At 59.8% G+C, this 26,373-nt stretch carries 16 protein-coding genes and 2 pseudogenes; 7 read left to right on the top strand and 11 right to left on the bottom strand.

Annotated elements, in window-relative coordinates; all coding sequences use genetic code 11:
- Positions 1-381: 381 nt before the first annotated feature.
- Positions 382-2,301 (bottom strand): glucosamine-6-phosphate deaminase, encoded by a 1,920-nt coding sequence (locus A0257_07250; GenBank protein ID AMR26921.1) that lies wholly within the window; start codon positions 2,299-2,301, stop codon positions 382-384.
- A 190-nt stretch (positions 2,302-2,491) separates the two neighbouring features.
- On the bottom strand, positions 2,492-2,866 hold the full coding sequence (locus tag A0257_07245) for a hypothetical protein (protein ID AMR26920.1): 375 nt from the start codon (positions 2,864-2,866) through the stop codon (positions 2,492-2,494).
- 618 nt (positions 2,867-3,484) lie between these two features.
- On the opposite strand from A0257_07245, the gene A0257_07240 reads away from it, so the two are divergent.
- Together A0257_07240 and A0257_07235 are read left to right on the top strand one after the other, a co-directional pair.
- Positions 3,485-3,784: a hypothetical protein gene (locus A0257_07240; protein AMR26919.1), complete on the top strand. Its 300-nt coding sequence runs from the start codon at positions 3,485-3,487 to the stop codon at positions 3,782-3,784.
- A 170-nt stretch (positions 3,785-3,954) separates the two neighbouring features.
- Entirely contained in the window at positions 3,955-4,254 is a 300-nt protein-coding gene (locus A0257_07235; GenBank protein AMR26918.1) for a hypothetical protein, read from the top strand.
- A gap of 459 nt (positions 4,255-4,713) precedes the next feature.
- Here the strand turns inward: A0257_07235 and A0257_07230 are convergent, their stop codons facing one another.
- A complete protein-coding gene (locus tag A0257_07230; protein ID AMR26917.1) occupies positions 4,714-5,682 on the bottom strand; it encodes a hypothetical protein in 969 nt (322 codons plus the stop codon).
- 809 nt (positions 5,683-6,491) lie between these two features.
- Here A0257_07230 and A0257_07225 point away from each other — a divergent pair.
- On the top strand, positions 6,492-6,680 hold the full coding sequence (locus A0257_07225; protein AMR26916.1) for a hypothetical protein: 189 nt from the start codon (positions 6,492-6,494) through the stop codon (positions 6,678-6,680).
- 195 nt (positions 6,681-6,875) lie between these two features.
- Here the strand turns inward: A0257_07225 and A0257_07220 are convergent, their stop codons facing one another.
- Together A0257_07220 and A0257_07215 are read right to left on the bottom strand one after the other, a co-directional pair.
- Positions 6,876-7,628: a hypothetical protein gene (locus A0257_07220; protein ID AMR26915.1), complete on the bottom strand. Its 753-nt coding sequence runs from the start codon at positions 7,626-7,628 to the stop codon at positions 6,876-6,878.
- Between the two features lie 387 nt (positions 7,629-8,015).
- The gene (locus tag A0257_07215) at positions 8,016-9,341 is read right to left on the bottom strand and encodes a peptidoglycan synthetase (protein ID AMR29661.1); all 1,326 of its coding nucleotides are present in this window, start codon (positions 9,339-9,341) and stop codon (positions 8,016-8,018) included.
- Positions 9,342-9,684: 343 nt separating this feature from the next.
- Between A0257_07215 and A0257_07210 the strand changes: the two are divergent.
- Positions 9,685-12,249: pseudogene (locus tag A0257_07210) on the top strand (replicative DNA helicase).
- Between the two features lie 271 nt (positions 12,250-12,520).
- A complete protein-coding gene (locus A0257_07205; protein ID AMR26914.1) occupies positions 12,521-13,303 on the top strand; it encodes a hypothetical protein in 783 nt (260 codons plus the stop codon).
- A gap of 88 nt (positions 13,304-13,391) precedes the next feature.
- Here A0257_07205 and A0257_07200 read toward each other — a convergent pair whose 3' ends face one another.
- Entirely contained in the window at positions 13,392-15,872 is a 2,481-nt protein-coding gene (locus tag A0257_07200; protein ID AMR26913.1) for a TonB-dependent receptor, read from the bottom strand.
- Between the two features lie 501 nt (positions 15,873-16,373).
- Between A0257_07200 and A0257_07195 the strand changes: the two genes are divergently transcribed.
- Together A0257_07195 and A0257_07190 are read left to right on the top strand one after the other, a co-directional pair.
- Positions 16,374-17,081, top strand: a complete 708-nt coding sequence (locus A0257_07195; protein ID AMR26912.1) for a hypothetical protein — start codon at positions 16,374-16,376, stop codon at positions 17,079-17,081.
- Positions 17,082-17,176: 95 nt separating this feature from the next.
- A complete protein-coding gene (locus A0257_07190) occupies positions 17,177-18,214 on the top strand; it encodes a ketoacyl reductase (protein ID AMR26911.1) in 1,038 nt (345 codons plus the stop codon).
- Between the two features lie 445 nt (positions 18,215-18,659).
- Here A0257_07190 and A0257_07185 read toward each other — a convergent pair.
- The 5 genes and pseudogenes from A0257_07185 to A0257_07165 form a co-directional block, all read right to left on the bottom strand.
- Positions 18,660-19,402, bottom strand: a pseudogene (locus tag A0257_07185) (hypothetical protein).
- A gap of 404 nt (positions 19,403-19,806) precedes the next feature.
- Entirely contained in the window at positions 19,807-20,379 is a 573-nt protein-coding gene (locus A0257_07180; GenBank protein AMR26910.1) for a hypothetical protein, read from the bottom strand.
- Positions 20,380-20,525: 146 nt separating this feature from the next.
- Entirely contained in the window at positions 20,526-21,872 is a 1,347-nt protein-coding gene (locus A0257_07175; GenBank protein ID AMR26909.1) for a hypothetical protein, read from the bottom strand.
- Between the two features lie 41 nt (positions 21,873-21,913).
- The gene (locus A0257_07170) at positions 21,914-25,024 is read right to left on the bottom strand and encodes an acriflavin resistance protein (protein ID AMR26908.1); all 3,111 of its coding nucleotides are present in this window, start codon (positions 25,022-25,024) and stop codon (positions 21,914-21,916) included.
- 203 nt (positions 25,025-25,227) lie between these two features.
- Complete coding sequence (locus A0257_07165; protein AMR29660.1) at positions 25,228-26,241, bottom strand: hypothetical protein; 1,014 nt, start codon at positions 26,239-26,241, stop codon at positions 25,228-25,230.
- Between the last annotated feature and the right edge of the window lie 132 nt (positions 26,242-26,373).

Raw genomic sequence — 26,373 nt, 5'->3', positions numbered from 1 at the left:
GGGAGGTGAAAGTAGCGTGCCAGGCCATCAGCACGTCATACTATAGTACTCGTGCAGAAGTAAACAGGTATAAAAAGAACGTCATTCCGGGCTTGCCGAGGAATCTCGCGTGCGTCGTGGAACGAGGCCTGGACGATGCGAGCGAGATTCCTCGGCAAGCTCGGAATGACATTCTTTTTTAGGACTTACGCAAATCGTCTGTCATTGCGAGCAAAGCGAAGCAATCGCCCCAGAACGACACCCGCGCCAGTCGTTCTGGTGCGATTGCCGCGCTTCGCTCGCAATGACAGACGTCTTTTGCGTAAGTACTATTTTTATACCTGTTTACTTTTGACTGACTGCCTAACACTGTTAAAATCGCAATCACTCAGAGCCAAAATCCTAAAAATGCCAGCGTACGAAAGCCTCAATGGCCTCGTATTCGGGCAGGCCAAGCTGGTCGTAGAGCTGGGCAGTGGTGCGGTTGCGGGCCTCGGCGCGCTGCCAGAACTCGCGCTGGTCGGCCCCCGGAAACAGCGGCCGGTCCTTTTGGCTCTGGTGCTTAAAAATGGCGCGGCGCTTGCGCGTCAGCTCCAGCGGCGAAAGCGGCACGGCCATCTCAATCTGGTCCGCATCCCACTCCTGCCACGCGCCGCGGTAGAGCCACACCCAGCAGTCGCGCAGCCATTCGCTGCCCTCCGCTTGTAGCCGGCGCACGGCCTCCATCACGGCCGCCAGGCATACGCGGTGCGTGCCGTGCGGGTCGCTGAGGTCGCCGGCCGCGTAAATCTGCTGGGGCTGAATTTTATTCAATAGCTTGATGGTGAGTTGAATATCTTCCTCGCCCAGCGGCTTCTTACGCACTCGCCCGGTTTCGTAAAAAGGCAAATCCAGGAAATGCCCGCGCTCGTCGGGGTCGAGGCCGGCGTAGCGCAGGGCGGCCCGCGCCTCGCCCCGCCGAATGAGCCCTTTCAGCTGCTGCACCTCCGCCGAATCGACCTGGCCGGGCGCTTTTTGGGCCAGAAAATCGGCCACGCGGTGGTAAAACTGCTCGCCCGCCGGGTCGTTCTGCTGAAACCGCCGGTCGTAGTCGGCCGCAAAATCCGCGAAGCGTAGCGCCTCGTCGTCAAACACCGCGATGTTGCCCGAGGTCTGGTACGCCACGTGCACCTCGTGGCCCTGGTCCACGAGCCGCAGCAGCGTGCCGCCCATCGAAATCACGTCGTCGTCGGGGTGCGGCGAGAAGAGGAGCACGCGCTTGCGGGGGGGTAGGGCGCGCTCGGGGCGGTAGGTGTCGTCGGCATCCGGCTTGCCGCCCGGCCAGCCCGTAAGGGTGCGTTGCAGCTCGTTAAAAACCTTGATATTAATACTATAAGCCGGCCCCGACTCGGCCAGCAGCTCCGAGAGGCCGTGCTCGTTATACTGCTCATCAGTGAGCTTGAGGATGGCGGTTTCGAGCTGGCGGGCCAGCCACGTCACGGCCCGGCGCACGGTGGCGGGCTGCTGCCAGTCGCTGGCCAGGCCGGCCAGCCAGGGCGTTTTCACGCGCGTGAGCTCGGCGCTGGCGGCCTCCTCCAGCACCACCCGCACGTGCGGATGCTGCTGCAAGTACGTGGCGGGCACCGAGTCGGTGGGCGCGCCCTCCACTAGGCGCTTCACCACGGCGGCCTTGCCCTCGCCCCAGGCCAGCAGCACAATCTGGCGGGCTTCCAGAATCGTCCCTACCCCCATCGTGATGGCCCGGCGCGGCACGTTCTCCTCGCCATAAAAGTCGGAGGCCGCGTCGGTGCGCGTGAGGTGGTCGAGGGTGATGAGGCGGGTGCGCGAGGCCGGCCCCGACCCCGGCTCGTTGAACCCGATGTGCCCGGTGCGCCCAATCCCCAAAATCTGCAGGTCGATGCCACCCGCCGCCCGAATGGCCGCCTCGTAGCGCTGGCAAAAACCGGCTACCTCCGCCGGCGGCACCGTGCCGTCGGGAATGTGAATGTTCTCGGGCCGAATGTCCACGTGGTCAAACAGATACTCGTGCATAAAGCGCACGTAGCTCTGCAACGAGTCGGGCGGCATGGGGTAGTACTCGTCCAGGTTAAACGTCACCACGTGCTCAAAGCTCAGGCCCTCCTCGCGGTGCAGGCGCACCAGCTCTTCGTAGAGGCGGGTGGGCGTTGAGCCGGTGGCCAGGCCCAGCACCACGGGCCGCCCCTCGGCCGCCCGCGCCCGCACGAGGGCCGCTATTTCCTGGGCCACCGCCGCCGAAGCTTGCTGCGAATCGGGGTAAATGGCGGTGCCGATGCGCTCGGCGGGGGTAGGGGCGGTAGGCATGGGAGCAGGAAGCTAACGTGAAGCGCGGGCAAGTTACCCGAGCAATAGGCAATAGGCCGGCCGGTGATGCAACGCGGAGCGCGAGCGGGCGGTTGGCCAAAAAACCAGGACCCAGGTGCTTCCTGCCTATAAAAAAAGAGCCAGCGCGGCGCTGATTCTTTTTTTATAGGCAGGAAAAACGGGTTGCGGGTTACCGCTCGATGCGAATCTGCTGGCGCACGGGCTGGCCGGTGGCATCGCGCATTTCCAGGAAGTAGAGGCCAGTCGGCAGGGCGTGCGTATCGAGGTGCAGGCGGCCGGGCTGGGCCGTTTGGCTACGCACGGTTTGGCCCTGGGCATTGGTGAGGCGCACGGGGCCGCCGCCCTGCTCCAGCGTCAGGTCGTTGCTGGCGGGGTTGGGGTAGGCCACCGCTTCAGTTGCTGGCTGGTCGGGGGCTTTGAAGTAGGGGTCATAGCCACCATCACAATCGATAGTTTGGAGTTGGAGGTAACTAATGGCTCCCCAACCGCAGTCGTTACGCTCTTGGTACTGCACTTGGTAAAAAACGTTTATCTGCCTAGGCATAGTAATAACAATCTCTGTATCACCAGTATTATCCTGTTGGCTTTGCACCAACTGCGGGTTTTGATTCATTGCATCTGTGCGATAGACCAGCCAGCGGCTTTCGCGAATTATACTGGGACTATGATAGGAAGTAGTAACGTGCAATACCTCATTAGCGCACACCAAAGCCGCGTTTTCGGGAGGGTAGCCGTAGCGTTGGCCGTAAAATGAGAAAGCGAAGTAACCCCGGTCAGTGGGTGCACCAAAAACGAAGGTGACGGGTTGTGAAGCTGCGGAAGCGCAGCCAGCAACCCCCGCGTTGGCAACCGTAACTGTAATTGTCCCCTGCCCATTGGTAGCACCAGGGTATATGGTAACTGTAGAGCTGGCAGTAGTGAAAGAAGTTGTGCCAGGATTGCCAACACTTAGCCCCCCGGTAGCTGTCCATGTGAAAGTAACATTGTTAGTGCTAAGTACTCGGCAGTAAATAGTTTATGTTACGTTGATTAGTTTTGCACCATGTCAAGAGTCAACACCCCCTTATTGAGTGAATCCGCTAAATCAGTATTGGAACAAGGCGCAAGAACGGGAAAAACACCCTGTTTTCGAACCAGATGCGAAGTAATTTTGCTAAAAGCGATGGGCCTTACTTCGGAGGAAGTAGGTAAGTTTACGGCGATGACTTATGTGAGTGTGAATGCATGGACAAAACGTTATAAAGAGGCAGGTATTGACGGGCTGAAAACAAAGCCTGGACGCGGGCGCAAAGCCCTCTTAGCTGTTGAGACAGATAAAGAATCTATTTTAGAAGCTATTAAAGCAGACAGACAACGTACCCAAACGGCCAAAGCGGAATGGGAACAGGAAACGAACAAGTCGGTTAGTCTACGCACATTCAAAGCTTTTTTAAAAGTCTTGGCGGACGATATAAACGCATAAGGAAACGGTGCAAAGGGGAACCCTGCCCGGAGATATACGCGCTAAAAAAAGAGCAACTGGCTGAACTAGAGAATCTTTACGAGCAAGGTTTTGTGGACTTATTGTACGGAGATGAAAGTCATGTTTGGAGTACGGGCTATGTTCCTTACGGCTGGCAATTTCCGGGAGAAGTGGTTTCAACAGATGTTGAGAAGGGCTATAAAATAAATAGCTGGGGAATCATCAACCGACGCAATGAAACGCATTGGGTAATGACCGAAAAGAATATTAACGCACAGTTCATATTTACGCAATTAGAAGAGATATCCTTTCAACTTAAAAAGCCAACGTTCATTGTATTGGATAATGCAAGTATGCACAAAGCCCAGCTTATCCAGCAGCAACTACCTTTTTGGGAAGAACGAGGCTTGTACCTATTTTACTTTTCAAGTACGCTAGTTAAAGCTATGCCCTTTAGGGCAAGACTTTAGTTGCTACTCACTTTTGCCGGTCTTGTTCAGGCAAGGCTGTTTAATTTTTGATTGTCAGTTAGTTATTGCTATTTGCTCAATGACCGACGCCAGCGTTTAGCCAGCAGAATTTTATTCTAAAGCGACCCACTTTCAGTGGCTTCTTTCAGTCGGCTTTAGCCGAAACCGCCGAATTCCATTCGCTTTCAAACCTATGGACTTACAGTCCATAGTCGTTTAGTTACCTACGTATTCACCGTACTTGAATCTGGCGGAAACGCTTTGGCGCAAATTAAAAAAAGAACAGCTTGACCCAGCTGATTATCATACGAAAGATACCCTGTTCTATGCAGTTAATCGTTGCTTAGCACAAGTAGGAAATTTATGGAAGATAAATTTCTCCAAATTTAACATAATCTAATTAGCGCCAGCTACTTAGTTGCAGAGTAGCTTGCGGATATATAGCGAATTCGCAAACGCTTAAACCGCTTTTTGGGCAGGTTTGGTGTGGTAGCCACAATGGTCAAACCAGTTTTGGGCGTCCTGACTACTAATCCAGTCGATGGCCTCACGTACGGCTTCTTTTAGGGCCTCGTAGGAACGGGCGGCGCAGGTGCGCAGCTTGGTTTTGAGCTTGCTCCAGGCCTGCTCGATGGGGGAAAAATCGGGGGAGTACGGGGGCAGAAAGACCACGTCCACGCCCCGCTTGGCCAGCCACTCGCGCAGGCCCGCGAGGTGGTGCACGGGCAGGTTGTCGAGCACTAGCACATCGCCCCGGCGCAGGGTGGGGGCCAGGCACCGGCCTACGTAGAGGGCGAAACTGTGCTTGTTGAGGGGCTGATGGAGCAATTGCAGGGCTCCAAGCCCGCGCACGGACAGCGTACCAATAAGGGTGTAGGAGCGGCCCCGACGCAGCGGCACGGCCCCCCGGACGCGTTGCCCACCCACCGCCCGGCCGTGGGTGCGGGCGTAATCCAGCCGCAAGCCCGTCTCATCCAGAAAATGGAACCGGGCAACATCGGGGCGGGTGCAGACCTGTTCGACATGGTCCTGACGGGCCTGGCGTACGCGCTCGGTGTCGCGTTCAGCCGCGTGGGGGCTTTTTTTTCGCCGCAGCTCGTGTTCGTCCAGCACTTGCCAGAGGCAGGTTTGGCCCACGGGGCGGCCCCCGCTGGCCTGCCAGGCCTGGTTTAGCTCGGCCAGCGTAGCATCGGGGTGTTGCGCCACGTAGGCCACGAGCCAGGCTTGGGCGGCGGCATCGAGGTAGCGGGCCCGGCCGCTACTGGCCGGTTTGGGGGCCAGTGAGCCGGTTTGTTGCTGCTGGCGAACCAGGCTTTTGACAAAGGAGCGGCTCACATCGAAGCGCCGGGCAACGGCGGCTTTTTTGGCCCCCGGCTCCTGGCAGGCCGCCGCCACCCGGGTACGTAAATCAAGCGAGTACGGGTTCATAAACGCTAATACGACAAGTAACTGATAGTGGCTTAACTGTTTGCGAATCCGCTATATTTACTGGCGAACAGATGGACGGGTTGCCACTAGAAGTAGGCATGTTGGTGACGATAGTCGGCGCTGGTAGCTGTTGCACTGTCGCATTCACATTCGGAGCAGCTACCATGATACTGGCTCCATTGCGGGTATAGCGAGCTCGAAGACTAATGCTTACCTGGCCCGTAGCGCCGGTAAAGTTGGTAGCGGGCTGCTGGCCGGCCACATTGCCGGTTGGCGTGATAATACCATTGCCACTGAAATTGAAAACGTAGCCGTCAAAACTGCCGTCCGACGGAGTGGGGTCCGATTTGCTGCGAAAGTGGTAGTCGCTCTGGTCGCCGCAAGTAAGTGAAAAGTCGCCGCCGCTGGGGCTTTTATTGCTAATGATGGTGAGTTGAGGGGTAGGGCGGGCTACGAAGCCGTTCGCTGTCTTGCTGATGGAGTTGACCGGTCCGGTGGAAGCGCCCACGCAGTTATTATTAACGGCCCGCACGCTGATGAGGCCGCCCGAGTCGGAGGACGGTGTGACGGATATCTGGTTGCCTTGTGAGGAGGAATTACTGGTAACACGGTGCATTGTGCTACCATCCGATACGTAGTTGGTGCCGTCGTTATAACGCCAACCGCTAGGAATAACCCAATCGTAAGTCAGGGCAAAAAGCGGGACTGCATTTGCATTGCTTTGCGGTAGCTCAACCAAAGGCACCCGTAGGGTGAACGTTGTAATATCGCCGAAAGGGAGATTGTAGGAGGCATTAATTTGAGTTCCGTTGATAGTCAGTGGCCCCGGCGTCTTGTCGCTGATGGAGCTGACGAAAACGGAAACCGGCGACGGACCGCTAGAGGAGCCGCAGCCGAGCCCAACGGAGGTGGGGTTGTTAGTGGCGTCGGTGGGCACGTCCTTCCAGCGGACGGTGATGGAGGTACTGTTCGCCCCGCCGCCTGAAATAAGCGTGTAGGCCCCTTTCACTGCCCAACTGCACCCAAGGGCTGAGCCGCTGTATGTGTACGTGTAGTCCTTATTGGGGCACGCATCGCCGGTGGGTGAAGCATTAATGCCTTGAGCCTGCATCAAATGCGGCAGAACGGCGCAAGCGAGCATCAGAATAAGTAGAAGTGTATTTTTCATGGGAAAGAGGGGAAAAGGTGAAAGATTAAAAACAGACGGCCAGCCCCAGTACCTGAACCGGGAAGTAATTCAAGTGCCACGTATTGATTATATTATCGTGGTACACGCCGCCAGGTGATACACCGTAATTGGGGTTATCAACGGTAGTCGTGTAGCTGCCCCAACTTTTTTGGTGCCGGTAACTCACACCGACTGCCGTTTCCGCAAACAGACGTACTTGTGAAGTCATAGCGTAGCTCAATCCCGCGAGGCCCCTGCCCTGCACCTGCCAGCGGGAGAGGTCGCGTGAGCCAATATCTGTATTGGTATAGGGGCCACCCCCATTAAACCCGATAGGGTTATGGTAGTAATTGGTATAAGCCCGATGCTCGTCCCGGTATCCCCCGCCCGCTTCCAACCCGTAATACCATTGCCAGTGCCGGCTCAGCTTGTGCTGCCACTCATAGCCCACGAACGCGTTGACTTCCCAGACGCGGGCATCCGGCCCTCTCTCTTGTATGTACCCCGCCCCGCCTGCCGTGGCCGTATCCCGGCGCGAGTAGTAGCCCGTCAGTCGCACGCGCAAGGCCTGGCCCGGCCGCATCTGCCGCTTGTAGAGCAGGCCCACGGGTAGCACCCGGTTGGTCGTGAAAAGATTACCAAATTGTGGGCTGGCCGTCAGGCCCAGCTGGTGCCGGTAGGTACGGGCCGTATCGGCCGGGGTGGTTCGGGCCAGGGCGGGGCCAGCCAGGGTAGCAGCCAGAAAAGCAGTAGAGAAAAGACGCTGAACAGGAAACATACGGGATGAAAAAAGGGTGAGCGGCGAAGCTACGCCCCGGCAGAAGAGGTAGGCAAATGTGCGCATAAGCTTAGCTGATAAAAAGGACAAAGTAGTAGTTTCTGTGACAAGTACTTATCCTATAAAAATATGATTTTATTCTGTCAAAAAACTTAATCATACGTTCATAATTCGCGGATGCGGTTAAGCCTGCGGGCAGAATGGCAAAGAAGAGTTGAATTGTGACATCGCAACGCTGAAGAAATAAAGCGGTAGCAACCCTAAGAACTACAGGACTGCCATAAAGCAGCCGCGCCGCCCGGCCGGGCGGCCCCGTGAGGAGCAACCCGGCCGGGCGGCGCGGAAAACCAAACCCCGGCGGCCCCACCGGGCCGCCGTTTCTAAACCCTACCCCACCACCTCGGCCGCCAGCTCCGGCAAATCCAGCCCGTCAAACGTGCCGCTGGTCATCAGCAGCAAATTGGTGTCGGCCCAGGCCTGCGCGTGCAGGAAAGCGGCCAGCGCCTGGCTATCGGTGAACACGCGCAAATCGGGCCGGGCAAAGGCGGCCGCCACGGCGGCCGGCGCGAGGGGGGGTAGGCGCTTGTGTTCGAGCACGTGGGGATTGAAATACACCACCGCCACGTCGGGCGCGTCGAAGCAGTGCGCGTACTGCGGCAAAAAGGCCGGGTTGAGCGAGCTGAAGGTGTGCAGCTCCAGGCAGGCCACCAGCCGCCGCTGGGGGAACTGCTGCTTGAAAGCCGTGGCCGTGGCGCGCAGCTTGCTGGGCGCGTGGGCAAAGTCCTTGTATACCACCGACGTCGCGCCTTCGCGCACCAGCTCCAGCCGCCGCGCCGCGCCCCTAAACGTCGCCACGGCCTTGTAAAAATCCTTGCCCTTGATGCTCAGCTGCTTGCACACCTCTTTGGCCGCCGAGATGTTGCGCAGGTTGTGCTCCCCAAATACCTGAATGGGCACTTCCTCGTCCTTCTTGGTAATGAGGTAGGTGCGGCCGTCGCGGATTACGTTTTCGTGCGGGCCGTAGCCCACGTAGGTCACGTCAGGGTTGCTGGGCACGGCCACGAGCTGGGTTTGCTCGTCGTCGCGGTCATAGATGAGCACGCCGGCCTTGGGCGTTTGGCGAGCAAATAGCTCGAACTGCTCGCGGTAGATTTCCTCGGTCGGAAACACGTTGATGTGGTCCCAGCTGATACCCGAAATCACCCCGATGTGGTGTTGGTAGAGGTGAAATTTGGGCCGCCGGTCCACCGGCGACGACAAATACTCATCGCCCTCAATGATGATAACCGGCGCCTCATCCGTCAATTGCACCATCAAATCGAAGCCCGCCAGCTGCGCGCCCACCGCGTAGTCGAACTGCCGCCCGTGAAACCGCAGCACGTGCAGAATGAGCGCCGTAATGCTCGTTTTGCCGTGCGAGCCGCCAATCACCACGCGCTGCTTATCCTTGCTGGCCTCGTAGATATACTCGGGAAAGGAGTAGATTTTGAGGCCCAACTCCTGGGCGCGGGCCAGCTCGGGGTTGTCGGGGCGGGCGTGCATGCCCACAATCACGGCCGTGAGGTCGGGCGTCACGCGGGCCGCGTCCCAACCCTCGGCGGGGGGTAGGAGGCCGGCGGCGGCCAGCCGCGAGCGGGCCGGCTCAAAAATCTCGTCGTCCGAGCCCGTCACGTGCGCGCCGCGCCGGGCCAGCGCCAGCGCCAGATTGTGCATAATGCTGCCGCCCACGGCAATAAGATGAATATTTTCCAAGTTATTGTTGCTTAACTGCTTAGGGTTAAAATTAAGTTGCTCTGGTGAGCTAATGCCAACTAGCAAACCCGCCCGCCGCCCTTGGCTAAACCGCCCGCTGCCAGCCGGTTGCAGGGCGCGAAAGTACGGCCGGGCTCCCGGTCGGGCCGGGCAATTGGCCCAAAACAATTGCCTCCACCCGGCTTTCATTTCGGGCACTTTTAAGTTAGCTTTGTTAGTTCAGGCTCTTCGCGGCCTGGCTGCTTTTCGCGAAGTGGCCGCCGCGCTGTTTCTCTCTCTCTCTCTCCTGCCTACCCCCTGAATAATGAACGACCGTTCGGACGACCGCGTCAAGCAGTCTGCTGCCCGTGCCGCCGCTACCTTTAAAAGCGCGAACGGTATGCGACAGTTGCCCATGTCGCCCACTGGCAAACTGCCACCTCAGCGCTTGGAGATGGAGGCTGCTGTGTTAGGTGCGCTCATGCTTGAAAAGGATGCGCTTACGACAATAATTGATATGTTGAAAGAACATAGCTTTTATAAGCCTGAACACCAGCGTATATTTAGAGCTATCAGTGGCTTATTTGATAAGCAAGAGCCTGTTGACCAGCTCACAGTAGTTCAGAGGTTGCGTGAGACGGGTGATTTAGAGCTAGCTGGTGGTGTTGGTTATGTAGCCAGTCTCACTCTTCATATTAACTCAGCAGCCCACGTTGAGTCACATGCTCGAAAAATACTTGAGGCAGCAATTAAGAGAGAGTTAATTAGTTCTGCCTTTGAAATCTTGCGTGACGCATACGAAGACACTACAGATGCATTTGAACTTCTCGACGCCACGGAGAAAGCTGTTTTCCAGGTGTCTGAAGAGAATATGCGGAAGGGAGTTGATTCGATGCAGGACCTGATGGTTAAAGCACTCAAAGAACTGGAAGAAAAAGGTAATCAAAAAGATGGTCTTACAGGAGTGCCTACTGGTTTTTCAGCACTAGACCAAGTGACTAGCGGTTGGCAACCATCTGACTTAGTGATTGTTGCAGCTAGGCCAGGCATGGGAAAATGCTTGGCGCTGGGCACCAAAGTGATGATGTACGACGGCACTCTGTGCAACGTGGAAGACATGCGCACCGGCGACTTGCTGATGGGCGACGACTCGACGCCGCGCCGGGTGCTGAGCCTGGCCCGCGGCCGCGAAAACATGTACTGGGTGCGCCAGAATAAAGGCGACGACTACCGCGTGAACGAGAGTCATATCCTCTCGCTCAAGCGCTCGCGCAATGAGGGTCCGCACCGCCACGGCGACGTGCTCAACATCGAAGTGCGCGAGTGGCTGAAAAAAGGCCCCAAGTTTCAGTCGAATTACAAAGGCTACAAAGTGGCCATCGAGTTTGCTGAAAAGGCCGTGCCGCTGGACCCGTATTTCCTGGGCGTGTGGCTGGGCGATGGCTCGTCGGCCAACGCCCGCATCACCGGTCAGGATGTCGAAATCATTGATTATCTGCGTGAATATACCAGCGAGCTGGGAATGCAGGTGACCACCGGCGTAGTGGCCAACCGCTGCAACAGCTACGGCATCACGCGCGGCCGGCAGGGGGGTAGCCTTGCCGAGTACTCGGTGCAGGACGAGTTGCGCCAGCTGGGCGTGTTCCATAACAAGCACATTCCGCAGGCCTATTTAATTAATTCGACCGAGTACCGCCTGCGCTTACTGGCCGGCCTTATCGACTCGGATGGCCACCTCGACTCAGTAAGCAACGGCTACGAGATTACCCAGAAAAACAAGGAGCTGGCCCACCAGATTAAGTTCTTGTGCGACTCGCTGGGCTTCCGCACCTCGCTGAAAAAGAAGCGGGCCGTTATCAATAAAATCGGCTACGAAAGCGAAGTGTACCGCGTGCGGATTTATGGCGATATTGACCGGGTGCCGGTGCGCGTGGCGCGCAAAAAAGCCAATCTGTGGGCCTCGGGCGTCGATTGGCGCATGACCGGAATTTCGGTGGAGTTTGACCAGGAAGACGATTACTACGGCTTCGAGATTGACGGCAACCACCTCTTCTTGCTGGCCGATTGCACCGTGACGCACAACACGGCTTTCGTGGTGTCAGCCATGCGCAACGCGGCCGTGGATTTCAATAAGGCGGTCGCCATTTTCTCGCTCGAAATGTCGTCTCTGCAGCTTGTCAACCGTTTGATTTCGGCAGAAGCGGAACTGGATTCGGAGAAAATAAAGAAGGGTAACTTAAGCGACGATGAGTGGAAGAGACTCAATTATAAGATTTCGGCGTTGTCGTCGGCCCCGATTTTTATTGACGATACGCCTGCGCTCAGCATCCGGGAGCTGCGCGCCAAGTGCCGCCGCCTCAAGTCGCAGCACGATATTCAACTGGTTATCGTCGACTACTTGCAGCTGATGAGCGGCGGTGAGGCCGGGCGGCCGGGCGGCAACCGCGAGCAGGAAATCGCCAGCATCTCGCGGGCGCTCAAGGGCATTGCCAAGGAGCTGAACATCCCGGTAATTGCGCTTTCGCAGCTCTCGCGCTCGGTCGAAACCCGAGGCGGCGATAAAAGACCCCAGCTCAGCGACCTGCGCGAATCAGGCTCCATCGAGCAGGATGCTGACATGGTTATTTTTCTCTACCGACCTGAATACTACAAGATTACGGAGGATGAGATGGGTAATTCTACTTTGGGTATGGGTGAAGTTATTATTGCTAAGCACCGGAACGGTTCACTTGTAGATGTGCAACTCAAGTTCATCGGCCGCTTTACTAAGTTCGCCGACCTCGACGGATTTGATGGGGGCGGTGATTTTAATTCTCTAGGTTCAGGAAGCCAGAATATGTTGGGTAGTGGTTCCGGGTTCAACGCTTTACCTTCTACATTTGAATCTGAACAGCCTCAGTCTCAAATGACTACTATGCGCTTTGGTAGCAAAGTAAATGAAACACCTCCACAGGCATTCTCTTTTCCCAAGAATCCTAATCAAAGTGACGATGCTCCTTTTTAATATTGTAATGTCAATGGCTATACTAGACTAATTAGAACGTTATGCAGACCGAAGGGAAGCATCTTACTCGAATCGTTGGGTTACTACCCAAGCGGCGCGAGCGAGATGCTTCCCTTCGGTCTGCATGACGTTTTTTTGAGCCTGCTTACCCATTTTTATGCCGCTTAGCGACCATTCTTTCACCCTACCCCTCCTCTGCGCGGCCTCGCTGCTGGCCGGCCTCATCGACGGCATGGTGGGCGGCGGGGGCCTCATTCAGCTGCCGGCGCTGCTGTTGCTGCTGCCCCAGGTGCCGGTGCCGACGGTGCTAGGCACCGGCAAAGTAGCCAGCCTGGCGGGCACCTCGGCCTCGGCCTACCGCTACCTGAAAGGGCCGACGGGCGTCTCCATCAACTGGCGCACGGTGGCGGTGGCGGCGGTGGTGGCGGGCTGCTTCGCGCTGCTGGGCGCGCGGGCCGTGAGCGGCCTCAACAAGGATTTGGTGAAGCCGCTGGTGCTGGCGCTGCTGGTGTTGATGGCCGCTTATACCTTCTGGCGCAAGGACTTTGGGAGCCTGCACGCGCCGCGCCTGCACGGCCGCCGCGAGCTGTGGACGGGGGTAGGGCTGGGCGCGGCCATTGGGTTTTACGACGGGTTTTTTGGGCCGGGCACGGGCAGCCTGCTGCTGTTTGCGTTCGTGGGGCTGTTTGGCTACGACTTTCTGGCGGCCTCGGCCTCGGCCAAGGTGGTCAATATCGCCACCAACATCACCGGGCTGGCCTACTTCATCTCGACAGGGCAAGTGCTGTATTATTACGCCCTGCCGATGGCCGCCTGCAACGTGCTGGGCTCCACGCTGGGCGCGCGGCTGGCGCTGCGCCGGGGCACGGGCTTCGTGCGGGTGCTGTTTCTGGGGGTCGTGAGCGTGTTTATTCTCAAGCTGGGCTGGGAGCTACGGTAGGGTGCGGGGCTGGCCCCCGCCCGGCGTTGAACGTCTTGCAAGAGAATCGCGCCACGCCGGGCGGGGCTAGCCCCGCACCCTACCCCCTCTAAAACCGGTAGCCCACCGTAGTCAAAAACTGGCGCGGCGGAATGGGATTGATACTGTACCGGTCATGCACCAGGTAGTTCAGCTCATTAGTAATGTTAGAGAGCTTGAATAGAACGGAGAAATGCTGGTAGGCGTAGCCGGCCGATAGGTCGATGGTGGTGAAGCCGCTCAGCGAGATGAGGCGGCTGTAGTTGCCAGCCTGGCCCACCGTGTTGTTGTTGCCGCCCAGGCGCTGGCCGGTGTAGAAGGCCGAGGCTCCGAGTTTGAGGCCGCGCAGGCCGGCGCGGTCAAAGGTGTAGAAAACCGAGCCGTTGGCGGTGTGGGCCGGGTTGTTGGTCAGGCGCTCGCCCTCAAGCTGGGTGCCTATCATGCCCGTGGTGTGGGTGTAGCGGGCATAATTGTAGGCGTAGCCCACGTTGAAGTAGAAGTCTTTCGAGAAGCTGCCGCTCACGTCCAGGTCCACGCCGTCGCTGGTGGTTTCGCCCGTCAGGTCGCGCACAGTGGTAAGGGTAGTGGCCGTGCCGTCGGCCAGCGTAAAGGTGGTTTGGGCCAGGTTGCTGTTGCGGTAGCGATACACGGCGGCGTTGGCAAACAGGCGGCTGCCAAACAGCTCGGTTTTCACCCCGGCCTCGTACTGATTAACGTAGGACGGGCGCAGCGGCTCCAGGTTGGTATCGAGCAGGCCGGCGTTGGTAAGGAAGTTGTTGGCGTAGCTGGTGTAAAACGAGAGGGCAGGGAGGGGCTGAAAAATAACCGCGCCTTTGGGCGACCAGGCCCGGTCGGCCTTGTCGGCGGCGACGCCGGGCGTTATCGCCCCGGTCAGGTTGTTGGTGAGGGTGGTTTGCCGCACGTTCTGGTACGAGTAGCGCACGCCGCCCAACACCTTCAGCATCGGCACGATGGTAATCAAATCCTGCACGTAGCCGCCGAAGCGGTACGACGGCGCCACGGTGTAGCCCGTGGCGCTATACGTGATGGCATCGGTGCGCTCCGCGTACTTGGTGCGGTCGGCAATGTTGATTTTGTCGTAGGCCGTGAGGGCCTTACCCGTCAGGTCCTGGTAGGCATAGCCCGAGGCGTTGTTGGTGATAATACGCAGGGCATCAGCGCCTATCAACAGCTGGTGGGTTAGCGGGCCGGTATCAAACTTGCCATTCACGTTCAGCTGCCCGTTGTAGTCGCGCTCGGCCGTTTGCACCCCGCTCAGCGTGCGCGTCCAGTCGCCGTTGGTGGCAATGTTGCCATTGGGCACGGCCACTCCGAGGCCGTGCACGCGGGTATCCATCACGCCCGCAATGGCGTTGACGCGCCACTGGTCCGAAAAGCGGTGGTTGAGCACGGCCGAGGCGCTGGCCTGGTCGGTCACGTTGTAGGCCCACGTTGCGTTGATGAAGTTGGCGCGCGAAATGCCGTCGGGCAGGCGCGCATCCACATTCTGGTTGAGGATGCCTACCCCCGCATCGGGCGTGATGTCGGAGCGTAAGTAGTCGCCCTGCACCAGCAGGTCGGTTTTTTCGCCAAACTTGTATATCAGCGAGGGGTTCACGTACAGGCGCTTCGCTTGCACCACGTCGCGGTAGCTCTTGGCGTTCTCATAAGTGCCCACCACCCGGAAAGCCAGGTTTTTGGTGAGCGGGCCGTACACGTCAATTATCGGCTTGTAGAAGCCGTAGCTGCCGGCGCGCATCTCCACCGCGCCGCCCCAGCTATAGCGCGGCTTTTTAGTTACGGTGTTGATAATCAGGCCGCCCGATACGTTGCCGTAGAGCAGCGCCGCCGCGCCCTTCAGCACTTCCACCGATTCCAGGGTGCTGGCATCGGGAAAGCCCTGGGTGTTGGCGAGCAGGCCATTCTTAAAAATGCTGCCGCCCGAGCCGCCTACCCCAATGCTGGAACCGCGCGCCGAAAACGTTTCGGCCACGCCGCCGCGCTGCTGCGTCAGCGACACGCCGCTCACGTTGCGCAGCGCGTCGCCGAGGCGGTTTATCTGCTGGTCGGCAATCACGGTGCTCGTCACCACGCCCACGCTCTGGGGCTGGTCGAGGGGCGCAATGTCGGCCTTGCTAGCCGAGGCCAGGCGGTTGATGGTGGTGGTGCCCGTCACGATGACCTCGCTCAGGTCGGCGGCGCTCTCGCTCAGGGTAAAATCGACTTTGGCCGTCTGGCCGGCAGCCACCGATATGGTCTGGCGCTGCGGCTGCAAGCCCACAAAGGACACTTGCAGCTCATGCGCGCCCGGCTCCAGGCCCGCGATGGTAAAAGAGCCGTCTTCGGCCGTATTAGACCCCTTGCCGAGCTTCGGAATACCCACGCTCACGAAGGCCGCCGGCCGTCCGTCGCTGGTGCGAACAGTGCCCCGAATGCTACCCGTGTGCTGATTGGCACGGCTGGCAGCAGCTAGAATAGGCAACTCCTGCGCCTGGCTAAGCGCGGGCAGGGCCGCGCTGGTGAGCAGCAGAAAAGTAAAAAGTCGGCGCATTATCTTATTTAGAATCGTTCAATGTAGCGCAAAGGTCAGCGCCAGTTTAGATGAATTCCAAATAAATCGAGCAATAACGACTGTAGCGTAATTGGTTGTCTTGGCTTCTGATAATTTGTAAGTTGCTGTTTTTTAATTAAGTAACAATTAAAAGGCCTCATTACGGGGTTCTGTTTTATTTAGAATAATACTAAATAAACTTCATCGACTAAGCTATTTCTGCCGCTCCGGCCACCTTCAGGGTTGAATAGTGGAGTATCAGCACGCCGCCCGAGCCCAGCCGGATGTGCTGCGTGCGCGTGCCGCTTGGCTTCCTTGCTGCGCCTGGCGGGCGGTGGTGCCGGGCCGCACCGGCAAACTGGTGGAGCACGCTCAGGCGCGGGGAGGGGGGTAGGGGACCCGGCGGGATAATTAAAAAATGAGGAGAGGCTCGGGTAAAACATCGGCTTTCATTGTCTTGTTTCTGGCAGCAAGTCCCCTTTCCCTACCCCCCTCTTTTTTATGAGCATTCCCGATTCGCTGGTGTTGCACGTAGCCGACGGCACCCAGGCGCACGCCTACGTGGCCCAGCCGAAAAACCAGCAACCAGCCCCTGGCATCATTCTTTTTCAGGAAGCTTTTGGTGTAAACCAGCACATCCGCGACGTAGCCGACCGCCTGGCCGCCGCCGGCTACGTGGTGGTGGCCCCCGAGCTGTTTCACCGCACCGCCGAGCCGGGCGCGGAATTTTCGTACAGCGACTTCCCCAGCGTGATTCCCCACTACTCGGCCGTGACCCTGGAAACCATGACCCAGGACGCGCGGGCCGCCTACGACTGGCTGCAAGCTCAGCCCAACGTGCAAAAGGACAAAATCGGCGCTATCGGCTTCTGCCTGGGCGGGCAGGTGGCGTTCGTGGCCAATGCCAAGCTACCGGTGCAAGCCGGCGTATCCTATTACGGCGGCGGCCTGCACACCCGCACCGACTTGGCCGCAGACCTGCACGCGCCGCACGCCTTCTTCTGGGGCGGACTCGACCAGCACATTACCAAGGACAATATCCAGACGATACTTGACGCCGTGGATGCCGCTGGCAAGCCCTACGTCACCACCGTCATCTCCACCGCCGACCACGGCTTCAACTGCGACGCCCGCCCGAGCTTCAACAAAGAAGCCGCCGCCGAAGCCTGGGCTCTGACGCTGGCCTTCTTTAAGGATAAGCTGGGGTAGGGAATGCAGGTATAGCCCCGCGCGTTTCTGCAAACCAAGTTGTGCATTTGGGGGCTGAATGCAACCTTTCTACCCCCAAACGCATACAGAGAAGCATGAAAACCTCCCCCCGCTCTTCTTCCTGGCTTTGGGCCGCCGGCCTCGGCGCGGCTGCCCTGGCCACCACCGTTTGGCGCAACCGCCGGGGCTCGTATGAGCTCACGGGGCGCACCGTGCTCATTACCGGCGGCTCGCGCGGGCTGGGCCTGGTGCTGGCTCGCGCCGCCGTGCGCGAAGGCGCGCGGGTAGCCATTTGCGCCCGCGACGAACAGGAGCTGGCCCGCGCCCGCCAGGACCTGCTCACCTGCGGCGGCACCGAAAACAACGTGCTGGCCCTGGCCCGCGACCTCACCAACGCCGCCGAGGTGCGCAGCATGGTGGCCGAGGTGGAAAGCCGCCTGGGCGGGATTGACGTGCTGGTGAACAACGCGGGCATTATCATCGGCGGGCCGCTCGAAAACCTGGACGACCGCGACTTCGTGGACGCGATGGATACTCACTTCTGGGCCCCGTTTCACGCCATGCAGGCGGTGTTGCCGGGAATGCGGCGGCGCGGCGAGGGGCGCATTATCAATATCTCGTCGCTGGGCGGCAAGGTGGCCATTCCGCATCTGGCTGCCTACAGCGCCAGCAAATTTGCCCTCACCGGCCTTTCGGAAGGCTTCCGGGCCGAGCTGAATCAGCATGGCATTTACGTTACTACCGTGTGCCCCGGCCTGCTGCGCACCGGCAGCACCGGCCACGTGGATGTGAAGGGCAACCACGAAAAAGAATACGCCTGGTTTAGCATTGCCGACGCGCTGCCGGGCTTCACGATGAGCGCCGAAGACGCGGCCCGTCGCATCTGGAACGCCGCCCGGCGCGGCGACGGCGAGTTGATTTTGTCGCTGCCGGCCAAGCTGCTGGCTACCCTGCACGGCATCGCGCCCGGCACCACCGTCGATATGCTGGCCTGGGTAAACCGCGCCCTGCCCGCCACCGGCGAGAGCGCCGCCGCCAACGAGCGCCGCAAGGGCTACGCGAGCGAAACGCCGATTACGCAGTCGTTTTTGACGAAGCTGAACCGGGAAGAGGCGGTGCGTAATAATGAGTAGGTGAGTTGAATAACTGACTGAAGGCGAGCGTTGGGGGGCTGCCGGCTTTTTTAGCCGGCAGCCCCCCAACTCCTGGCGAGGTAGCCGCCTACATTACCCGTCAGCCCTCCGCAAATCCTACTCGGCTCCCCGCAAATTCTACTCGGCTCCCCGCAAATTCTATTCAGCCCTTCGCACTCGTTCGTCGGTTCCCCGCAAATCCTGCTCGGGTCCCCGAAAATCCTATTTGGTAGTCCGCAATCGCTCGTCGGGTCGCCGTAAATCCTACTCGGGTCCGGTAAAATTCTACTCAGTGGTGCGTAATCGTTCGTTGGGTGGTCGCAAGCCGTGCGCCGGGTGCCGCAATTGCCCGGACGCCTCCTGCGGCCCGTCCGGGCGTTAAGCGAAGGGGGTAGGGGTAGGGCGTTTCTCGCCGGGAGCCCGCCCCGCCCCGCCGGCGTTTTGCTCAGTGAGCCGTGTAGCCGCCATCGGCCGCCACTATTGCTCCGGTCATAAAGCTGGCTTGCGGGGCCGCCAGAAACAACATGACGTTGGCGATTTCTGCGGGTTGCCCGGCCCGGCCCAGGGGCTCCTTAGCCCCCGCCTCTTGCATCGCCTGCCGCCCATTGGCCCCGCAGGAGTCGAGGATGAGGGTCTCGATAACGCCGGGGGCCACGGCATTGACCCGAATGCCATAGGGAGCCAGTTCCAGCGCCAGGCTTCTGGTGAACTGATTGACCGCGCCTTTCGAGGCCGAGTAGGCCACCAGGTTGGGCATCCCCACCAACCCGGACACGGAGCTGGTGTTGACAATAGCCCCGCCGCCGCGCCGCCGCAGAGACGGCAGCGCCTCGCGCACATGCACAAACATGCCCTTCACGTTATCGGCCATCAGGCTGTCCCATTCGACATCGGTGGTGTCGGCCAGGGCCTTGGGAGACGTGCGGCCCGCGTTGTTGACAAGAATATCAAGGCCCCAAACCGGGCCTCCGCCAGCGCCACCGCAGCCTGGGCGGTGGCGCTGGCGGCCCCTGGGCCGTGCAGGCTCACCACGCGGGGGCTCAGCTGTTCCAATTCCCGCACCGCGGGGTTAAGGTCTTCGGCCACGACGCTGGCCCCCGCTTCGAGCAGGGCGGCTACCACCGCGCGGCCAATGCCCCCAGCCGCGCCCGTCACGAGGGCGACTTTACCAGTTAAATCAATTTTCATGGGTGCTAGGATAGGTAATAAGTAGCTGCCGTTACGCAAGGGGGAGTAGCGCGAACTTTGTAGTTCGCGTCCCCGCGCCGTTAAAGCCAGTAGAACGGCGCGGAGACGCGAACTACAAAGTTCGCGCTACTCCCCCTTGCATAACAGCAGGTAATAAGTAGCTGCCGTTACGCAGGCTACCGGTGATTTTGATGGTAGGGCCGGGGGGTAGAGCTTAACGACTCTGGGGTAGGGGTAGGAGGGGAGGAATTTGGGAAGGGATAACTGGTAAAGCAGAACCCCCAATTATCCCCTCCTACCCCCTTACCCTAAAGCGGGAGAAACTGAAATGACCTGCTTAACCGCAGTAAGTAGGACAGAAAGCCGGGCCGGATGACCTGACCACTGCGTTTCGCTTTCTTCGCCTACTCCTCAAAGCCGATAGCCGTGGACACGCTTTGCCAGGCCGAAAGCACCTGCTGCTGCGTGTGCAAGTGCTGCTGCGCCCGCTCGTAGGCATCGGTGCCGAGCACTAAGCGGAGCGGGGGCTGCGCCGCCGCCGCCACGCGCATAATGGCATCGGCCGCTTTGTCCGGGTCGCCGATTTGCTGTCCATTCTTCGTGAGCAACTGGGCGTGCGCGGTGCGGATGTGCGCGTAGGCCGGCAGCGGCTGCCGGGCCATCGTCAGCGCCTCCGGCGTGAGAAAGTTGGTGCGCAGGCCGCCCAGCTCCACTACGGTCACCTTTAGGCCAAACGACGCCACTTCCTGCGCCAGCGACTCCGACCAGCCTTCCAGCGCAAACTTGGTGGCGGAGTAGAGGCCCCAGCCGGGCAGCGGGGCCAGGCCGGCAATGCAAGAAAGGTTGATGATGTGGCCGGCCCCCTGCCGGCGCAGGTGCGGCAGCGCCCGCCGCACCACGTTCAGCGCCCCGAACACGTTGATTTCGAAAGCTTGAAAAGTAGCAGCGCGTCCTAGTGGGCGGCTTACCCCTTTCAAACGAAAGCTTACCCAAATCAAACAACCCAGGCGGCGGCGGGGACCAGCCCCGTAATTCTCACAGAAGAAAGGGGTAAAATGCGCGGACTCGGCGCGGCCTGGAAGCAGTTAGTCACGCGTCATTCGTCAGTATTCCCTACCCCCCCTTACGGCGTGAGCAGCGCCGCCAGTTGCCGCAAGGTTATCTCGGCCGACTTGGCGGCGTAGCGATAATTCGTCAGGCGGTAGCCGGCATCCTCGAAGCTCTGCTGGGCCAGCTTCACATCCACCAGCGTGGAAAGGCCGGCATCGAGGCGCATCTGCACCAGCTTCAGAAGCTGGCGCGCCGTGACGTAGCTCTGCTCGGCGATGGCTACCGAGGCGAGCTGCTGCTGGTAGGCTTCCCAGGCTTTGTGGGCGTTGAGCTGGTAGTTTTGCTGCAAGGCTTGGAGCTGCAATTCCGCCGTTTTGGTGTTCACGCGGGCCACGTCCACCAGGCGCTTGTTCACGCCGCCCGAGTAGAGGGGTAGGGTCAGGCCAAAGCCGGCGTAGGGGCCGTAGCTCTGGTTGAAGAGCGTGGTACCCACTGCGTTCTGGCTGCGGGCAAAGTTGCTGCCCGCGTTCAGGCCAATGGCGGGGTAGCGATTGGCGCGGGCCACGCGCACCAGCAGCTCATTCACGCGCACCTGGCGGTCGGCGGCCAGCAGGGCGGGGTTGTGTACCAACGAGGTTTCAATAGCAGCCCAGTGCAGATTGCGGTCCACCGGAATTGAATCCTCTACCGCGATGGGCGTATCCAGGTTCAGGGTGAGCGCGCGCAGCAAATCGGCCGTGGCCTGCTGGGCAGCCAGGGCCTGCTGCTGCTGCGTTTCGAGCTGCGCGTTGAGGTCGAGCTGCGCCTGAAACTTATCGGCATTATTGGCCAGGCCCACCGCCTGCCGGGCGTCAATGAGGCGCAGCTTCTGGCGCGATACTTCCGTGGAAGCTTCCAGCGTGCGGATATAGCGCTGCTGCTGCACCACGGCGTAGTATTTCAGACTCACATCGGCCAGCACATTCTGCACAATTGAGTTGAGCTGCAGCTCGCTGATTTGCTGTAACTCATCGAGCCGCTTGCGGTTGGCCACCACGTAGCCGCCATTATACAGCAAGTAGGTGCCCGCCAGGCCCGTATTGTACTGCGTGTTGCGCGCCCCGGTCGCATTGCGCGACAAGCCCGTGTTAAACTCCTGCTGGGTATTGTTGATAACCACGTTGTTGTTGGCCGTGAGCGCCAGCGTCGGCAAGCCGCCCGCGAAGCCCAGCGTATTTTGCAGCCGCTGCACCTCCACCGTGTTTTGCCCAATCTGCAGGTCGAGGCTATTCTTGAGCGCTGTTTGCAGGGCTTCGTGCAGCGTAAGCACGGGCGCGGGCGGGTTGGCCGCCACGGCGGGCGCGGGCACCGAGGGCGCTTGCTGAGCTAAGCCGAGCAGGCTGGTAAAAAGAGCTAACAGGCTTACTAGTAGGAATTTCATGAATTCGTAGCAATGTTTTGGCGCGGGGGTTAGGTACACCGTTAGGCGGTAACTTCAACCGGCTCCGAAACCGGCACTTCCTCCAAAGCCTCCGGTTTTTTCTCTTTAGCGATAAAGGTATAAATAGCCGGGATGACCAACAGCGTGAGCACCAGCGAGAACAGAATGCCGCCCACGATAACGATGCCCAGCGGCTTGCGGCTGGTGCTGGCCGCGCCCAGGCTCAGGGCAATGGGTAGGGCGCCGAGCGCGGTGGCCAGCGAGGTCATCAGGATGGGACGCAGGCGCTGCTGAGCGGCCAGGCGCACGGCCTCGCGCAGGGGCAGGCCGGCATCGCGCTGGTGGTTGGCAAACTCCACGATGAGAATGCCATTTTTTGTCACGAGGCCAATCAGCATAATCATCCCGATTTGCGAGAAAATATTGAGCGTCTGGCCCATTGCCCACAGGCTGAGCAGCGCGCCGGCCAGCGCCAGCGGCACCGTGATAAGAATGATGAGCGGGTCGCGGAAGCTCTCAAACTGCGCCGCCAGCAGCAAATAAATCAGCACCAAAGCCAACAAAAACGCAAACGTGGTGTTGCCCGCGCTCTCGGCAAAGTCGCGCGAGGAGCCGGTGAGGGCCGTTTGAAAAACGGTGGGGTCCAGCACTTTATCGGCAATGGCCTGCATAGCCTTCACGCCGTCGCCCACGGTTTTGCCTTCGGCCAGCTGCGCCGAGATGGTGGCCGCCTTGAAACGGTTGAAGTGATAAAGCGTGGCCGGGTTCGAGTTTTCGACCTGATGCACTACTGCCGACAGCGGAATGCTCTCGCCCCGGTTGTTGGTCACGTAGAGGCGGGTGATGTCGTTGGGCGCGCTGCGGGCGTCGCGGTCCACCTGGCCAATGACCTGGTACTGCCGGCCATCGCGCAGGAAATACGCCATGCGCCTACCCCCAAACGCGCCCTGCACGGCGGCGGCCACGTCTTGCGTGGTCAGGCCCAAATCCCTGATTTTGAGACGGTCAAACGTCAGCTGCACCTCGGGCTTGTTGAATTTGAGGTTGGCATCCACGTTCTGGAAGGTCGGGTCTTGCCGGGCGGCGGCCAGGAACCGGGGTAGGGCTTCGCGGATACTGGCCAAATCAGTGGTTTGCAGCACGAACTGCACCGGCACGCTGCTCTTCGAGCCCGAGCCCACGGCAATGGTCTGCTCCTGCACCACAAAAATGCGGGCGTCGTTGAAGCGCTTGGTGGCCTTGGTCAGGTACTTAGCTATCTGGTCCTGGGTGCGCTTGCGCTGGTCGGGCGGCACCAGGCCGGTGCGCACCTGCGAGGTGTTGGTGCTGCTGCCGGCGGGCGTGCGCGAAAAAACAAAGTCGTTCTCGGGCACTGAGTCGCGCACAAAGGCGGCCACCTGGTCGCTGATTTTCTCCATTGCGCTAAAGCTCGTGCCCTCCGGCCCGGTCAGCACCAGGCGCACGCTGCTGCGGTCTTCCAGCGGGGCCAGCTCGGTTGGAATGCCCCGGCCAACGAAGAAAATGATGCCCGCGCAGGCCGCCACCACCACCCAGGCCAGCGCCCGCACCCGCAGAAACTTGCCCACGATGCGCCCGTACCAGCTTTCCATGCCCTGGAAAAACGGCTCGGTCTTGTCATAAAACCGGCCGTGGCCGCTGCCGCCCTCCTTGCCGCTTTCGCGGTGCAGCACCACGTTGAGCACCGGCGTGATGGTGAGCGACACGAAGGCCGAAATCAGCACCGCACCCGCCACCACCACCCCAAACTCGCGGAACAAGCGCCCCGTGAAGCCTTCCAGAAAAATGACGGGCAGGAACACCACCGCCAGCGTGAGCGAGGTGGCGATAACGGCGAAGAAAATCTCCTTGCTACCCTCGCGCGCCGCGTCCTTGATGTTCATGCCCTCTTCGAGCTTACGGAAAATGTTCTCCGTCACCACAATACCGTCGTCCACTACCAGGCCGGTGGCCAGCACAATGCCCAGCAGCGTCAGAATATTGATGGTGAAGCCCGCCAGATACATCACGAAAAACGTGGCAATCAGCGAAATCGGAATGTCGATGAGCGGGCGCAGGGCCGTGAGCCAGTTGCGGAAGAAGAAGAAGATAACCAGCACCACCAGCCCGAAGGAAATGGCCAGGGTTTCCATCACTTCGTCAATCGAGTTGCGCACAATCTTGGTGTTGTCCACAATTACCCGCATCTCAATGTCAGACTTATTCTCCTTCAGCACCTCGGCCAGGCGCTTGTTGAATTCGTCGGCAATCTGCACGTAGTTGGTACCCGGCTGCGGGATAATGGCCAGGCCCACGGCGTAGGCGCCGTTTAGCTTCCAGCTCTGCTCATAGTTTTCGGGGCCCAGCACCACCCGCGCCACGTCGCCGAGGCGCACGATGCCCTTGGAATCTTCTCGCAGAATGAGGTTGCGGAATTGCTCCTCGGTGGTGAAGCGGGCCATCGTGCGGATAGTCAACTCGGTGTTGCCGCCGTAGATTTTACCCACCGGCACCTCCACGTTCTCGGCGTTCAGGGCCTGCTGCACATTGGTGAACGACACCTGGAAGGCGTCCATCTTGGCCGGGTCCAGCCACAGGCGCATGGCGTAGCGCTGCTGCCCAAAGATGTTGATGGCCGACACCCCGTTGATGGTCTGGAAGCGCTGCTGCAAGTTGTTTTCGGCAAAATCACTCAGCTCCAGCAGGCTTTTGGTGTGGCTCTGCACGGCCAGAATGAGGATAAAGTCGGAGTTGGCGTCCGACTTCGACACTACTGGCGGCGCGTCAATATCCTGCGGCAGCGAGCGCACGCCCTGGCCCACCTTGTCGCGCACGTCGGAGGCGGCGGCCTCCAAATCAACGCCCAGGTTAAACTCAACCGTGATGTTGCTGCTGCCCAGCGACGAGCTGCTGGTAATGGACTTAATGCCCGGAATGCCGTTAATCTGCTTTTCCAGCGGCTCCGTTATCTGGTTTTCAATCACGTCGGCGTTGGCCCCCGTGTAGGCGGTATTGACGCTGATAATCGGCGGGTCGATGGCCGGGTAGTCGCGCAGGGCCAGAAACGAAAACCCTACCCCCCCGAAAAGTATCAGCAGCAGGTTGAGCACCGTCGCCAGCACGGGCCGTTTTAGGGATAGCTCGGAGATGTTCATAGTTGATAAAATTGTCGTTCTGGCGTTCGCCTCACCCCCCGGCCCCCTCTCCGAAAAGGAGAGGGGGAGCTGGACGATTTAACAGCTGCTGGGAATAACCTTTTTCTTTAAATATATAGGCAATAGATAGCTCCTTCTCTTCCGTGGCTCCCCCTCTCCTTTTCGGAGAGGGGGCCGGGGGGTGAGGCGAACGCCAGAACGGTTTATTGACCCTTCGCCTGCCGCACTTTCACCGGCTTGCCCGGCTGGGTGAACAGCACGCCATTCGTCACCACCGAATCGCCGGCCACGAGGCCGCTCACGATGGCAATCTGGTCCTGCTGGCGGTCGCCGGTGCGCACGTCGCGCATCGTGGCCTTGCCGTGTTGAACCACCACCACCTGGTCCGACTTATCGCCGGGCATGATGGCGTTGGTGGGCAGCAGCACGCTGCGGCGGGCCGCGCCGGTGGGCACGCTCACGCGGGCAAAAGCGCCGGGGCTGGCTATTGCGCCGGCCGGCAGCTGGGCACGCACGGTCTTGTTGCGGGTGGTTTGGTTGACCTGGCTTTCCTGGGCGATAACCGTGGCCTGGTAGCGGCGCGATGGGTTGCCAGTCAGCTGCACCGTCACCACCGAGCCGGGGTGCACCAGGCCGCCGCTGGCCTCAGGCAGCGTAAAATCGACCTTGAGCTTGGTATCGGCCTGGAGGGTAGCGATGATGGTAGTGGGCGTGACGTAGGCACCGGGGCTCACCTGGCGCAGGCCCATAACGCCGGCGAAAGGCGCTCGAATGACGGTCTTGGCCAGCATGGCCTGGGTGTAGGCGGCGTCAGCCTCGTTGCTGCGCACTTGGCTCACGGCCAGGTCGTAGTCGGCCTGGTTCACGCCCTGCACTTTCAGCAGCTTTTCGAGGCGGTCCTGCGAGAGGCGCGACACTTGCAGCAAAGCGTGGGTTTTCTGCAGGTTAGCCTGCAAGTCGGCATCGTTGATGCGGGCAATAATGGTGCCCTTACTCACATGGTGGCCCTCCGGCACATTCAGGAAGGTGAGGCGGCCGCTCACTTCGGGGTGCAGCTCCACGTAGTCGTTGGCCACCACCGCGCCGTTGGCTTCGATGGAGTCGGTCACGGCCGTGGGCCGGGCCACCAGCACATCGACCAGGGCGGGGCCACTATCTTTTTTGCCGCCCTTGCCGCCTTTGGCGTCGTCGGGTTTGGCGTGGCAGCCGGCCAGCAGGGCCAGCGCGGTGCTGGCGATGAGGAGCGGGGCCGCAGAAAAAAAACGCATAAACGGAAGAAGGTGATACGCAGCAGCCAGCGCGACTAAACGCGGGTGGCCAGGTGGGAGGCAGTCAACAGCGAGCCCAAA

The sequence above is a fragment of the Hymenobacter psoromatis genome (assembly GCA_001596155.1).
GTDB lineage: Bacteria > Bacteroidota > Bacteroidia > Cytophagales > Hymenobacteraceae > Hymenobacter.
Note: the sequence above shows the minus strand (reverse complement) of the source record. Positions and strands in the feature narration are given on the sequence as shown.

Bases quoted from the DNA above. Each gene is read 5' to 3' on its own strand.
- A0257_07220 (AMR26915.1), bottom strand. From the start codon at position 7,628: ATGTTTCCTGTTCAGCGTCTTTTCTCTACTGCTTTTCTGGCTGCTACC.
- A0257_07195 (AMR26912.1), top strand. From the start codon at position 16,374: ATGAGCATTCCCGATTCGCTGGTGTTGCACGTAGCCGACGGCACCCAG.
- A0257_07230 (AMR26917.1), bottom strand. From the start codon at position 5,682: ATGAACCCGTACTCGCTTGATTTACGTACCCGGGTGGCGGCGGCCTGC.
- A0257_07190 (AMR26911.1), top strand. From the start codon at position 17,177: ATGAAAACCTCCCCCCGCTCTTCTTCCTGGCTTTGGGCCGCCGGCCTC.
- A0257_07200 (AMR26913.1), bottom strand. From the start codon at position 15,872: ATGCGCCGACTTTTTACTTTTCTGCTGCTCACCAGCGCGGCCCTGCCC.
- A0257_07170 (AMR26908.1), bottom strand. From the start codon at position 25,024: ATGAACATCTCCGAGCTATCCCTAAAACGGCCCGTGCTGGCGACGGTG.
- A0257_07250 (AMR26921.1), bottom strand. From the start codon at position 2,301: ATGCCTACCGCCCCTACCCCCGCCGAGCGCATCGGCACCGCCATTTAC.
- A0257_07175 (AMR26909.1), bottom strand. From the start codon at position 21,872: ATGAAATTCCTACTAGTAAGCCTGTTAGCTCTTTTTACCAGCCTGCTC.
- A0257_07245 (AMR26920.1), bottom strand. From the start codon at position 2,866: ATGCCTAGGCAGATAAACGTTTTTTACCAAGTGCAGTACCAAGAGCGT.
- A0257_07205 (AMR26914.1), top strand. From the start codon at position 12,521: ATGCCGCTTAGCGACCATTCTTTCACCCTACCCCTCCTCTGCGCGGCC.
- A0257_07240 (AMR26919.1), top strand. From the start codon at position 3,485: ATGGGCCTTACTTCGGAGGAAGTAGGTAAGTTTACGGCGATGACTTAT.
- A0257_07215 (AMR29661.1), bottom strand. From the start codon at position 9,341: ATGCACAATCTGGCGCTGGCGCTGGCCCGGCGCGGCGCGCACGTGACG.